This window comes from Streptobacillus canis, from assembly GCF_009733925.1.
GTDB classification, from domain to species: Bacteria; Fusobacteriota; Fusobacteriia; order Fusobacteriales; family Leptotrichiaceae; genus Streptobacillus; species Streptobacillus canis.
The window spans coordinates 1-13,477 of record NZ_WOEI01000035.1; the positions used below are offsets into that span (position 1 = coordinate 1).

Consider the following 13,477-nt stretch of genomic DNA (forward strand, 5'->3'; position numbering starts at 1 on the left):
TGATGGTCCTACAAATACCATGAATTCTCCATCTTTTATTTCTAGGTTTATTCCATGTACTGCTTTAAATCCATTCGGATATTGTTTTTCTACATTCTTTAATATTACTTCTGCCATTATTTTTCTCTCCTATTTTAAGTCGCTCATAGGAACTACATCCATATCAGCATAGTTTTGATTTTCTCCTGCCATTGACCATATAAATGTGTAACTTCCTGTTCCAGCTCCAGCATGTATTGACCATGAAGGTGATATTGTTGCTTGTTCATTTTTCATTACTAAATGTCTTGTTTCACTAGGTTCACCTAATAAATGGAATACTCTTGTATTTTCTTCCATATCAAAGTAGAAATATGTTTCCATTCTTCTATCATGTGTATGAGCTGGCATAGTATTCCAGATACTTCCTGTTTCTAATATAGTCATTCCCATTAATAATTGACAAGATTGACAAACTGATGGATCTACATATTTATATATAGTTCTTTCATTTGAAGTTTCTAATGCTCCTAATTTAATTGGATTCGCTTTATCGATATCTATTTTAACTATTGGATATTCTTTGTGGGCTGGGGCAGAAACTATGTAATATTTAGCAGGAGTTTCTTTATCATCAGAGGTAAACACAATTTCTTTATTCCCCATTCCTATATATAGCCCGTCTTTCTTGTTCATTTCATAAACTGTACCATCTATAACTACAGTTCCTTTTCCACCAACATTGATTAAACCAATTTCTCTTCTTTGTAAAAAGAAATCTGTTCCCAATGCTTTTACTTCACCTAAAACTACTTCTCTATTTACTGGTTTAACTCCTCCAGTAATCATTCTATCATCATGTGAGTAAACTAAATTTACTATATCCTCTACAAATACTTCTTCTATTAAAAAGTTTTCTCTTAATTCTGTTGTATCATATTTTTTCATATCTCTTGGATGTACTGAATATCTAACATCTAATTTCATTTTTTTCCTCCTAATTTATCTTGCTAACCATGCTCCATCTACTGCTAAAACATGTCCATTTATATAGTCTGATGCTTTACTTGATAAAAATACTACTGCTCCCATAAGATCTTCTGTTTCTCCCCATCTTCCAGCAGGTATTCTATTTAATATTTCTTGATTTCTCTTAACGTCATCTCTAATTGGCTTAGTATTTGCTGTTTTAATATATCCTGGTGCAATTGCATTAATTTGAATATTTTTATCTGCCAATTCATTTGCAAATGCTCTTGTAAGTCCCATCACTCCATGTTTACTTGCTGTATATGGTGGAACAAATTTTCCTCCTTGGAATGATAACATAGAAGCTATATTAACAATTTTTCCATGTCCTTGCTCTACCATTACTTTAGCTACTCTTTGAGATAAGAAATATAAAGCATTTAAATTTATATCCATTACTGCATTCCAATCCTCTTCACTATATTCAAGAAGTGGAGCACGTCTAATTGTTCCTGCATTATTAACTAAAATATCAATTTTCCCAAATTCTTTAAGAGATTTTTCAACTATTTCCTCTCTAACTTCTTTTTTAGTTAAATCTCCTTTTACAAATATTATTTTTTTACCAACTTTATTCGCATATTCTGTAACTTCTGCTACATTATTATCAAAAGTTGAAATAACTAAATCAGCACCCGCTTCCATTAAAGCTTTTGAATACGCAAGTCCAAGTCCTGTATTTCCTCCTGTTACTATTGCTGTTTTCCCTTCAAGCGAAAACATTTCAGATAAAAATTTATTCAAGTGTCAACACCTCTTTCTCTTCATCATTATTAATTTTAAATATATTATTATCATATTTAATTTCCAAATTTTTATTCTCTTCTCTTATAGATATTTCTTTATTCTTTTCTTCAAAGTCTATAATATAATAAACATTTTCATTATGTAGGTGATCTATCCATATTCTTACAAAATATCCTACTTCTTTTTCTTCTACTTCTATATTAAGTTTATGATTTGATATTGACTTAAATACTATGTTATTTACTTTTATTTTATTTTCTTCTTTACTTATTAACGGCATCTTTTTATATAACCTATTTTCTAAAGTTGTATATACTTTTTTATCACTACTTATATTAGTATTTAAACAAATCAAACTATCTTTAGTATAAATATATGTTTTATACACTTTCAAGCTTTCATTATGATTTATAAATTCCATAAAATATATTATTTTACCTTCATTTTCTATAGCTCTAACCCTCTCTGCTTTACTCATATTTTCCCCTAAATGTTGAGAGGTATTAACGCCTTCAAGATATTCATATACTTCTGTAGTCCCTGGAAGATATCTAGAATCTACATTATGCCAGTATTCTTTAAATGTAACATCTTTTGTATATATATATATCATTCCATCACCAGTATACCAACCTCTTAAATTTTCACCATTAAAGCTTTCATAATTAGATATATATTTACTATGTCCTGCAATTGCAATTGCTCTTTCTTCATTTTTAATGAATATTCTGTTCATAGTATTGCAAATTTTCACAGTTTCTTTATATTTAATTTTCCCTTTATTTTCTATAATATTATTGGCAAGCGAGAACATAAAGGGTGATAATTCATTTTCAAAATAGGAATAATCAACATATCTTAATATTTCACTTGCGACAAATGATTTTAATTCCTCATCATTTAAACCAAATGCAATTAACATTATAGAATTAAGCAACATGTGTCCTATAGTTTTATCAAATGAATTTTCTCTTGTAATTGCTCTTCCATTTAACATATCAGGAAAAGCTCCATTATACATGAAAGGTTCATAGCAGTTTTTAATAATTTCTTTCAATTTTTCTTTTTCTCCAAGAAATTCTATATATTTACTATCACCAATTACATACATTATTTCACCTATTCCTTGAAGTAATACATTTCCATATGTACCATTATATCCAATACTACCATGTTGTATAAATGTTCCATCTTTATAAAAACCATCTCTTTGTGTATCGTTTTCTAGTGTATGTAAATCCTCATTGTATTCCCAAACTTCAGGAAGCGATTTGAGAGAAAGTATAAATTCTTCTTCATCATTTAAAAGTAAAGATCTAAATAACGAAATTTTAACTGTATCTACTCTATTACCTCCAGTTGATTTTCTAAAAGGATTATTTGTAGGATGTATTGCTACTGGATTATTACCTGAATACCTAGGATCTTTTTGAAAATATCTACTAACAATTAAATTTTCTTTTTTTTCATTTTGAAATTCTTCTTCATCCATTAATATAAAGATATCATTTAGCAATAATGGTATCCCTATTTCCCACTGCCACCAATTCATTTTTTCAACTGCAAATAAATTATAATAAGTAACTCTTAAAAATTTTAAACTTTCAAGTACTATTTTTTTAATTTTTTTATCTTTAAATCTCACATTACCTTCTTGATTATATGCCTTACATAGTTCCAAAATATTATTATATTTTATCTTAACTTCAGCAATAGTCAAATCATTTAGAAATTTCAATTTTTCTATATTTTCTATTTGTTTTTTTTCAATTTGTTTTTGTTTTTCTATAGGTATTTTTTGGAAATCACCTATTAAATATTCTCTTCTTTTTAAAATTATCTTATTCATAGTTTTCCTTTTTAGAAACCGTTTTATAATCTAGACAATAAATTATACCCTAATTCTTTAATATGTCAATAATCTCCTGATATTTTTTATAAAATTTTTCTGTTTCTTCTCTAACACTATCATATCCTTTTATTGATATTTCCTTAGTTAGAGCACTTCCTATCCCTAAAGCAAAAGCTCCAGCTTTTAACCATTTATCCATATTATCTATGCTTACTCCTCCAGATGGCATCATTTCAGCATATGGTATAGGGCCTTTTACATTTTTTATGAAATTAGGTCCTAAAAGATCTCCAGGGAATAATTTCACTAATTCTACACCACTTTCAAGTGCTTTTACAATTTCTGTAATAGTTGCACAACCCGGTAAATAAGATACTTGATACCTATTACATACTTTAGATATATCTGTATCTAAATGTGGGGAAACTATAAATTTTGCACCTTTCATTATTGCTATTCTTGCAGTAATATCATCTAAAACTGTTCCTGCTCCTACTATTACATCACTATCCTTATATTCTTTAGATAATCTTTCAATAGTATTTTCTACATAAGGTGTCGAGAATGTTAATTCTATTATTTTTATTCCACCTTCTATAACTTTCTTTGCTATTTGATAAGCATCTTCATCGTTTCTTCCTCTTATAACAGCAACTAATTTCTCTTTTTTTAAACTCTTTAATACATTTTCTTTCATAATATACCTCTACCTATTTTTATTAATAAAGTTAGATAACTCTTCTCTATTTGGTAACCCTTCATTATCACTTCTATGACTTACTTGTATTGCTCCAATTGCATTTGCTCTCTCAAGCATTTTTTCTTCTGATAATCCATCTAATATGCTTGAAATAATTCCTACTGCAAATCCATCTCCAGCACCTACTGTATCAATTACTTCTTTCACTTTAAAACTTGGAACAAAAAAATGTTTATCTTCTTCAAAGTAATGAGAACCTTTTTCTCCTTCTTTTATTATTACCTTTTTTACTCCCATCTCAAAGTATTTTTTAGCTATTTCATTTATATCATTAAGCCCTAAAAGTATCTTGCATTCGCCAATACCAGGTAATATTAAATCAACTTTCTTACATATATCATTTACAGTATCTTTCATTTTTTGTGTATCTTCCCACATTTGTGGTCTTAAATTAGGATCAAAAGTTATATATTTACCTTTTTGTTTTGCTTTATTTATTAGATGATATAAAGCTTCTTTAAATGTTTCTGATATACCCAAAGGAATACCTGTTATATGAACTAAGTCAAATTCATCAAAAGATATTTTATCTATATCTTCTTTAGATATTTTACTTGCTGCTGAACCTTTTCTAAAGTTATGGACTAATGGATCTCCTTCAAAAACTTTAGATTTAAACTGCATCCCTGTTCTACCTTTTTCATCAAATTCTAAGTATTTAGTACCTATTTTTTCTTTTTCTAAAAAATCGTATATTTTTTCTCCAAAAGGATCTTTACCTAATTTTGTTAAATATTCACAATTAAATCCTAATCTTGAAAGACCTACACAAACATTTAATTCAGCTCCTGCAATTGCAGTCTTAAAATTATCAACATTTGATAAAGGTCCACAATCTTCTGCCATTAGGAGCATCATTGCCTCTCCGACTAATAAGATATTTTTCATTTTCTTCTCCTATTCTTTGTAGATCCTCTAACTATTAATTTAGCTGGTAATTCAATATATTCTATAGGTTTATCTTCATTTTTTATTCTTTCAAGTATAAGTTCTGCACATCTTACTCCACACTCATAAGATTTTTGACTTATTGTTGTAACTCCATCTTTATCAACGAGTTCTGCCCAACCCCAATCATCAAAACTACATATCCCTATATCATCTTTTTCTATATCATAACCAAGCCTTTTAATATTTTGTAAGACTTCTAATAAGACTTTACCATTCATACAAAATATAGCTTTTCTACTACCATTATTTTCTAGATATTTTTTTAATTTACATTTCAATTCATCTCCATTTTTTTCTTCATAAATAAATGTATACTTTTCTTTATCATCTATAGAAAATATATTTTTCATCGCTTCTAAATAAGCTTTATGTCTTAAATTTCTTATATTATTACTTAATTCATAACTAAAGAATGCTACTGTGTCAAACTCTTGTTCAAATAAATGTTCCATAGCAGCATATGTAATGCTATAATTATTAATTGTAACAGTATCTATTGTATTTGCTTTATATATACTTCTATCAGCAAGTACTAAAGGTAATTTTTTCTCACTTACTAAATTAATTAAATATTCATCATTACTTCCTGAAGTATTTATAATCAAACCATCTATATTATATGAAATTAAAGATTCTATCGCTTTTATTTCATCTTCTTCATTATTGCTAATTTCAGTAACTAATACCCTGTATCCATTTTTTTGACACACTTCTGATATTCCTTTAAAAATATTACTTGAGAATTGATTTTCAATATCCGCTATAGTACAACCTATTATTTTACTTTGCTTATTCTTCAAACTTCTTGCCATACCATTTGGTACATATTCTAATTCTTTAATACTTTCAGATATTTTTTCTCTTGTTTTTAATGACATAAATTCATATTTACCATTTAAATATCTTGAAACTGTCGTTTTAGATACACCAGCACGTTTAGCAACATCAATTATTGTTGTTTTCATCCAGTTCTCACTTTCTCATTTTTTAGAAACCGTTTTCTAGTTTTTCAATATATTATATCTCTATTTTCCTTAAAGTCAAGAGGGAAAATAAAAAAATTTGATAATTTCGTTTACTTTTTATTTAAAGTAAGAAAAAATGGAACATTCGTTCCATTTTAATCTTCCCAAAAAAGTTCATCTAAACTTTTATCTAATACTTTACAAATTGCTATACATAAATTTATTGTAGGGTTATAGTCTCCCTTTTCGATAGCATTTATTGTTTGTCTTGATACATTTACTAGATCTGCTAGTTGTTGTTGTGACAAATCTTTAAGTGCTCTAGCAGCTTTTAATTTTAAATTTTTCATTATTCTTCATCCTCTTTATGAAATCTATTTCTAATATATACCCCTCCTGCTATTATAAACATCAGAAGTGCTGCAATAAAATTAATAAATGATTTTAAAGTAATTGCTAGAATTAAGTTCATTAATCCTATAGAAATATTTGTAAAATAGAACTTTTTCATATTAGTTTTAGATTGTAGATATGAATCAGTAAATATTGTAAATACTGAAACTATTGCTATACCTACAAGTATAGAAATAAATACAAATTTAGCTAAAGATACTAATTCTACATCATATTTCACTGCGTATAATTGACAAACTAGTGAAAATACAGCCATAAAAATTACCATACCATTAAATCCATATCTGTATCCTAAATTAAGATTTTGTTTTTGTCTTTCATCATATTGACAAGCTATTCTTTTTCTTTTTCTAATTCCTAATATTAATACTACTACCATCCCAACTATAGCACCTGTTACAAAACTTAAGTCTCTAATCATAATTATCATCTCCTTATTTATCTTGATAATAATATACAATATATTTTTTAAATTGTCAAGTATATTTTACATAAAAATATTTATATATTACAAAAAGGCCTTTTCAGGCCTTTATGTATATACTATTTTTTCTCTTTTAAAATTCCTAAGATTACAGCTCCAACTACTGAACCTATTAATATAGCCAATAGGTATAAGAAGAAGTTTGAACTTAAGAACATAACTAATATTCCACCATGTGGTGCTGGTATTTTAATATCAAATAACATAGTTAATGCTCCTGCAAGTGCTGATCCAACTATTGCTCCAGGTAAAACTCTTAATGGATTTGCTGCAGCAAATGGTATAGCTCCTTCTGTTATGAAAGATATACCCATGATGTAGTTTGAAAGACCTGCTTCTCTTTCATCTTTATCATATTTTGATTTAAATATTGTAGTTGCAAGTGCTATTGCAAGAGGTGGAACCATTCCTCCAGTTGAAACTGTTGCAGCTAGTGTTCCAGTACCAAATACATATGCCGCTTTATTTACTGGTCCTCCCATATCTACTGCCATCATACCACCTAATAGTGCTCCTAAAAGTATTCTAGAACTTGCACTCATGCTTTCTAAGAAGTTAGTAATTCCTGTATTAACAACTCCAACAACTGGGTTTAATACAAATGCCATTACTAGTCCTGTTAATAATACTGTGATTACAGGTATAAATAGAATTAAATTAATTCCTTGTAATTGTTTCTTAATATTAGATGTCATTTTTGAATAATATTTAGTAATATATCCAGCAAATAATCCTCCAGCAAGAGCTCCTAAGAATCCTGAACCTCCACTTGAAGCAAGTGCCCCAGCAACAAGCCCAGCAGCAAGTGCTGATTTTTCACCTATACTATATGCTACATATCCTGCAAGTATTGGAACAAATAATCCAAATGCTGCTCCACCTATTTGCATAAATGTTGCTGCAAGTTTTGAAGTTGATCCAAATCCTCCACCAGTATTAGAATTTCCTGCTAAACTATCAAATAGGAAAGCAAGTGCTATTAATATTCCTCCACTTATTACTAGTGGTAACATGTATGAAACACCTGACATTAAGTGATTATACATTCCTTTTTTATCGCTCATATTAGAAGTAGCATTACCTGTTTGTTCAAAGTTTGCTACAGTTCCTTTTCCTGCAATTGTATCTAAGATTAATTCTTTAGCCTTATTAATCCCATCTTTAGCTCCAACTTTTATAACCTTATATCCATTAAATCTTTCTTCATTAACACTTTTGTTAACTGCAAGTATTACTCCACTTGCTTTTTCTAAATCTTCTTTAGTAATTTCATTTTTTCTACCATCTGTACCATTAGTTTCAACTTTAATATTTACTCCTAATTCTTTAGCTGCTTTAACTAAAGCATCTCTTGCCATAAATGTATGAGCTATACCTGTAGGGCAAGCTGTTACAGCAACTACATATTCTTCCTTTTTATTTTCTACTTTTTCCATAACTTCTTCTTTGGCCTCTATAATATCTAATACCTCTTCATAACTTGTTGCATTTACTAATGCATCTATCTTTTCTGAATCTAACATAACATCAGCAAGTTTTGTTAATATATCTATATGTAAGCTTCCTTCATTTTCAGGAACTGCTATCATAAAGAATAATCTTGATTTAATCTCTTCACCTTCACTAAAGTCTATACCTTCTTTTTTAGTTGCTACAACTAATGCAGGTTTACTTACAGCACGAGATTTAGCATGTGGAGTTGCTACTCCTTCTTCAAGTGCAGTATGTGAAAGTTCTTCTCTTGCGAATAAATCTTCAATAAATTTTTCTTGATCATTAATTACATCCGGTTTAAAAGCTTTAGACATTTCAATAATTGCATCATGTTTGTTATCAGCTTTTAAGTTGAATACAACTTGATTCTCTCTTAATAAGTTTCTTAATTTCATGCGTTTATCTCCTCTATTTTAATATCTTTAATTAATTCATCTATTAATTCTTTATTACCTATACCATATGAGTAAGCTGTTGAAGAACCACATGCTATAGCAAGTCTTAATGTCTCTACATCACTATATTTATTTACATAAGCATAAGTAAATCCTGCAACCATAGAATCTCCTGCTCCTATAGAGTTAATGTAATTTCCACTAGGTATATTACCTTTAAAGTATTTACCTTTTTTAACTAATATTGCACCTTTACTTCCCATAGATACTAATACATTTTCTATACCTTTATCTATGAATTTTTGTGCATATTCATACACTAATCTATCACTATCAAGAGTTGTGTCAAACACATCCTCTAACTCTTTAATATTAGGTTTAATTAAAATGTTATTGTATACATTATCATTTAATTTATCTCCCCTAGTATCAAGTATTATTTTAGCTTCAGTTGCCTGAGATAATTTTCTATATATATCATTTGCTACTCCACCAGGAATAGATCCTGCAAGTACTAATATATCATCTACTTTTAAAGTCTTAACAAAAGATAATAACTCCTCTATTTTTTCTTCTGAAATCTTAGGTGAAATACCTGCAATTTCCGTTTCTCCATCATTATCATTTATCTTAACATTTATTCTAGTAATCCCTTCAGTATTTATGAAGTTACTTTTAATCTCCATATCTTCTAAACTCTTTTTGATATATTCTCCTGTAAATCCTGAAACATATCCTAAAGCTACTGATTCCATACCAAGATTTTTAAGCATAATTGAAACATTTATACCTTTTCCTCCTGCTCTGAAATTAACTGCTTTTGATAAATTCAATTCTCCTATTTCAGTTTTATTTAAATATATATCATAATCAAGTGCTGGATTAAGAGTTAATGTATATATCATTTTTTATCCTCTTTCTTTTCAGTAATTAATATTGCCTTATCTATATCTGCAAATTTAACTCTTGAAATATTATTTAGTTTTGTTGAATCAGCAAGGACTATAGCTTTTCTTGAATGATTGATAGCCTCTTCCTTTATTACTGCTTCTTCAATATCTGGAGTTGAATATCCAAATTCTTCATCTACAGCATTTGCCCCTATAAACGCAAGATCAAATGAATAGTTTTTAAGTTGCTTCATTGCACTAACACCTATGATAGCTTTAGTAGTAGGTTTAACTTCTCCTCCAAGTAACATAAATGAAATTTCATTTTTAATTAATTCATTAATATGTTCTACACCATTTGTTACTACAGTTACATTTAAACCTTTTAAATATGGTATTATTTCAAAAACTGTAGTTCCTGCATCTAAATATATTAAATTATTTGGTTTAAGATACTTAGCTGCTTTCTTAGCTATAGTTCTTTTCTTATCAGAATGTTTACTACTTCTAATATGATAATCTACATCTAAATTATCATTTCTTAACTCTATACCTCCAGATATTCTATTTATCCTTCCTTGGCTTTCAAGTTTTAATACATCTCTTCTTATTGTTGCTATAGATATATTTAATCTATCTTCTAAATCAGAATATTTAACATAATCATTTTCCTTTACCATCTTCAAGATTATATCAAATCTTTCTTTTTGTAAATTCTTGGTCATAATCATGCCCTCCTAATACTATTATACCCTCATTTTTGATTTTGTCAATGATAAAAAATGAAAAAAATGATTTTTTTTTGAAAAAATTATAAAGATATTTACTTTCTATAGTTTATGGGCTATACTATGGTATAGGAGGAGGGATATATATGCCAAAAATTATAAGCGAAAGAGAAAAAAAGATTAGAGAAATTTACAAAAAGTATCCAACAAGACCATATATTTCTGACAGTAATAATCTGAAGAAAACTGTTCCATATAAAAATATGATACCCGTTACTGAAGATTTAGTCCCAGGAGACATTATACTCCTTTGGCGTGTTAATTTCAGAACATTTACAACTGAAACTCCGTTTCCAAAATATTTTGAATATGATTATGGTATTGATGCACCAGCAAATCTAAAAAAACTGATTGAAAATGAGTATGTTATTATCGATACAGCATTTGATACATTAAGACATATTACAGCTACACAATTAAAAGAAATCTTCAAAAAACATAATGTTAAGAACATTTCATCACTTAAAAAAGATGAACTAGTTGACCTTGCATACAATACGTTTACTGAAGAAGAATTAGGAAAAGAATTTGAAATACGTGGATATTCTATTACATATAAAGGGAAGGTAGCACTTGAAACTAATAGATATGTAGTAAATGCTCATCCACAGAAGGATTTAAAGAAATGATAAAAAGTTTAGGGCAAATTATGATTTATGTTAATGATACTACTGAAAACATGAAGTTTTGAACTGAAAAGGTTGGGTTTGTATTATAATTGTAAAAATTTATCTTATGTAATTTCACAAAGTCTTGAAAATGAAGTTAAAATAGTTCTCCATAATAAAGAATGGGTAAGAAGTATGATTTTGGATTTATGAAGACATTTAATTTTTCAGATAATGAAGCTAATTATTATGCAATGAGGGAAGTAAGATAACTTACTCCCCTATTTTTTTTGAATATGCAACTATAATTGAAAACATTAATAATGAGATTATAGTTCCTTCTCTAACATATATTGGTATTTTGTATATAAAACTTAAAGATAGTGAAATTATTACACACATAGTTTCTATAGTATATCTAGTAAATACAAATTTAAATCCAAATTTATTTTCAAGTAATATACATAAGAATTCTATAGGGAATTTAAGAGTATTGTAGTGCATAACTCTTCCTACTCCAAAGGCCCCTAAAGCATTACCTAAAATAAACAATAACATTCTTAATACATAATTTGATACTTCAAAATTTGCAAGTACTATGTATAGGAAAAAGTCTATTACTGAACCAAACATTATTATCGCTAAAAACATTAATACATAATCCGTAATTTTCTTTTCTTTATCAAATATTAAACATAAACTCATAAAGACTAAATTGAAAAATGTTGTAACCATTCCTACTTTTGCATCTAAAACATCTGCCACACTAACATTTAAAGCACTAAATGCACTTACTCCTATAAATGCTTTAATAGTTAAGGCTAACCCAAAGCCAGCTAATGCATAGAAAAATAGTGAAAGTCCTACCTTTTTATAATTCATCATACCTCCTAATATTAAAATAGAATGGTTATTCCCATCCTATTTCATCTACTTTATTTCTAATAATATCATAAATTTTTTCTTCATTTTCAAATAATGATTTTATCATTTCCATATATTTTTTTGCTCTTGGTTCATTTTCTGGTATAGTGATATAAAAACCTACATAAATACCATCATCATAATCATGTTGAAGATCAAGTAATAACTCTGGTCTATATGTTCTTACGTAATAATCAAAGAATGCAGCCCAGTTTTTACCATTCATGTAAGCTCTTTTATCTATAGCTTCCATTTTTTCACCTATTTCATAAGGTATATCTTCTGTAAGATATAGGCAAATATCTATAAAATCTTCATTATTCACTAATTCTATATACTCATTCATAAGTTTGCCTCCAATTCTTCCACACTATTATATACTTCAACAATATTTCTATCTTTTTGTGTTAAAAATCCATTTTCTACCATTTTATCAAGATACATTACAAATTCGTTATAGTATCCATCAATATTTAGAAGAACACATCTTGCTTTTCTAAGTCCAAGCCTTATATTTGAGATAGCTTCACTTATTTCTTCTAAAGTTCCTGGTCCACCTGGAAGTGCTATATACATATTACTTTCAAGCATAATATTTTTTCTTTCAGCCATTGTATTTACAATTATTAATTCTGATAGATTAGTATGAGCTATTTCTCTATCTACTAAAAATTGTGGCATTACTCCTATTACATATCCTTCTAATGATAAAGAAGCATCTGCAACTATACCCATAAGTCCAACTTTACCTGCTCCGTAAACTAAAGTATTTTTAGTTTTTGCAACAAGTTTACCTAAGTTATTAGCTTCTTCTGAAAACCTAATATTATTACCAACATTAGCTCCACAATAAACTGAAATTTTCATAATACCTCCTAAGAAATATTTATATAAAAAAAATGGAGGCGATAATCAGACTCGAACTGATGTAAAAGGTTTTGCAGACCTCTGCCTAAGCCCCTCGACCATATCGCCACACTCAATAAATATACCATAATTTAAGGTAAGTTGTCAAGGAGTTTAATGCTATTTCAAACATTTCCTAAATTAAAATAATAAGTGTCCAAAAATTTAATTAAACTAGATTTAATAGACACTCATAAACTTGATTAGATGTTAAAGCATTGAAAATTTTTCTTGGATAATTATTCATGAATGTTTCAATGTGTTTAACATCTTTTTTTGTTAAATGATCCA

General features: G+C 28.0%; 15 protein-coding genes, 1 tRNA gene and 1 pseudogene. 1 reads left to right on the top strand and 16 read right to left on the bottom strand.

The features are described 5' to 3' along the window. The 12 genes and pseudogenes from GM111_RS07520 to GM111_RS07575 form a co-directional block, all read right to left on the bottom strand. Positions 1-117 (bottom strand): annotated as a pseudogene (locus GM111_RS07520) (sugar ABC transporter ATP-binding protein); the annotation flags it as partial. A 12-nt stretch (positions 118-129) separates the two neighbouring features. Further along, positions 130-966, bottom strand: a complete 837-nt coding sequence (gene kduI, locus GM111_RS07525) for a 5-dehydro-4-deoxy-D-glucuronate isomerase (protein ID WP_156300490.1) — start codon at positions 964-966, stop codon at positions 130-132. Positions 967-981: 15 nt separating this feature from the next. Next, a complete protein-coding gene (gene kduD / locus GM111_RS07530; protein ID WP_156300491.1) occupies positions 982-1,752 on the bottom strand; it encodes a 2-dehydro-3-deoxy-D-gluconate 5-dehydrogenase KduD in 771 nt (256 codons plus the stop codon). Beyond that, positions 1,745-3,604 carry a polysaccharide lyase family 8 super-sandwich domain-containing protein gene (locus GM111_RS07535; protein ID WP_156300492.1) on the bottom strand — a complete coding sequence of 620 codons (1,860 nt, stop codon included), beginning with the start codon at positions 3,602-3,604 and terminating at the stop codon, positions 1,745-1,747. Before GM111_RS07535 ends, kduD begins: the two co-directional genes overlap by 8 nt. Positions 3,605-3,653: 49 nt before the next feature. Beyond that, positions 3,654-4,304 (bottom strand): bifunctional 2-keto-4-hydroxyglutarate aldolase/2-keto-3-deoxy-6-phosphogluconate aldolase, encoded by a 651-nt coding sequence (locus GM111_RS07540; RefSeq protein WP_156300493.1) that lies wholly within the window; start codon positions 4,302-4,304, stop codon positions 3,654-3,656. A 9-nt stretch (positions 4,305-4,313) separates the two neighbouring features. After that, a complete protein-coding gene (locus GM111_RS07545; protein ID WP_156300494.1) occupies positions 4,314-5,255 on the bottom strand; it encodes a sugar kinase in 942 nt (313 codons plus the stop codon). Then, the gene (locus GM111_RS07550) at positions 5,252-6,283 is read right to left on the bottom strand and encodes a LacI family DNA-binding transcriptional regulator (protein ID WP_156300495.1); all 1,032 of its coding nucleotides are present in this window, start codon (positions 6,281-6,283) and stop codon (positions 5,252-5,254) included. Before GM111_RS07550 ends, GM111_RS07545 begins: the two co-directional genes overlap by 4 nt. A gap of 155 nt (positions 6,284-6,438) precedes the next feature. Continuing rightward, complete coding sequence (locus tag GM111_RS07555; protein ID WP_156300496.1) at positions 6,439-6,633, bottom strand: helix-turn-helix transcriptional regulator; 195 nt, start codon at positions 6,631-6,633, stop codon at positions 6,439-6,441. Further along, positions 6,633-7,118 (bottom strand): hypothetical protein, encoded by a 486-nt coding sequence (locus GM111_RS07560; protein WP_156300497.1) that lies wholly within the window; start codon positions 7,116-7,118, stop codon positions 6,633-6,635. The genes GM111_RS07555 and GM111_RS07560 overlap by 1 nt, the downstream gene beginning before the upstream one ends. A 122-nt stretch (positions 7,119-7,240) precedes the next feature. Beyond that, a complete protein-coding gene (locus tag GM111_RS07565; protein ID WP_156300498.1) occupies positions 7,241-9,070 on the bottom strand; it encodes a PTS fructose transporter subunit IIABC in 1,830 nt (609 codons plus the stop codon). Beyond that, positions 9,067-9,975, bottom strand: a complete 909-nt coding sequence (pfkB, locus tag GM111_RS07570) for a 1-phosphofructokinase (RefSeq protein WP_156300499.1) — start codon at positions 9,973-9,975, stop codon at positions 9,067-9,069. Before pfkB ends, GM111_RS07565 begins: the two co-directional genes overlap by 4 nt. Beyond that, positions 9,972-10,685, bottom strand: coding sequence for a DeoR/GlpR family DNA-binding transcription regulator (locus tag GM111_RS07575; RefSeq protein WP_197034533.1), 714 nt, complete (start codon positions 10,683-10,685; stop codon positions 9,972-9,974). The genes pfkB and GM111_RS07575 overlap by 4 nt, the downstream gene beginning before the upstream one ends. Before the next feature lie 149 nt (positions 10,686-10,834). Here GM111_RS07575 and GM111_RS07580 point away from each other — a divergent pair, with 149 nt between their 5' ends. After that, on the top strand, positions 10,835-11,377 hold the full coding sequence (locus GM111_RS07580) for a hypothetical protein (protein WP_156300501.1): 543 nt from the start codon (positions 10,835-10,837) through the stop codon (positions 11,375-11,377). A gap of 252 nt (positions 11,378-11,629) precedes the next feature. Here the strand turns inward: GM111_RS07580 and GM111_RS07585 are convergent, their stop codons facing one another. The 4 genes from GM111_RS07585 to GM111_RS07600 all read right to left on the bottom strand — a co-directional run bounded on the left by GM111_RS07585 (position 11,630) and on the right by GM111_RS07600 (position 13,255). Further along, positions 11,630-12,238, bottom strand: coding sequence for a YczE/YyaS/YitT family protein (locus GM111_RS07585; RefSeq protein WP_156300502.1), 609 nt, complete (start codon positions 12,236-12,238; stop codon positions 11,630-11,632). A gap of 28 nt (positions 12,239-12,266) precedes the next feature. After that, the gene (locus tag GM111_RS07590; protein ID WP_156300503.1) at positions 12,267-12,626 is read right to left on the bottom strand and encodes an Imm51 family immunity protein; all 360 of its coding nucleotides are present in this window, start codon (positions 12,624-12,626) and stop codon (positions 12,267-12,269) included. Next, positions 12,623-13,147: an LOG family protein gene (locus GM111_RS07595; RefSeq protein ID WP_156300504.1), complete on the bottom strand. Its 525-nt coding sequence runs from the start codon at positions 13,145-13,147 to the stop codon at positions 12,623-12,625. Before GM111_RS07595 ends, GM111_RS07590 begins: the two co-directional genes overlap by 4 nt. 33 nt (positions 13,148-13,180) lie before the next feature. Beyond that, a tRNA-Cys gene (locus GM111_RS07600) sits at positions 13,181-13,255 on the bottom strand. Positions 13,256-13,477: the final 222 nt, after the last annotated feature.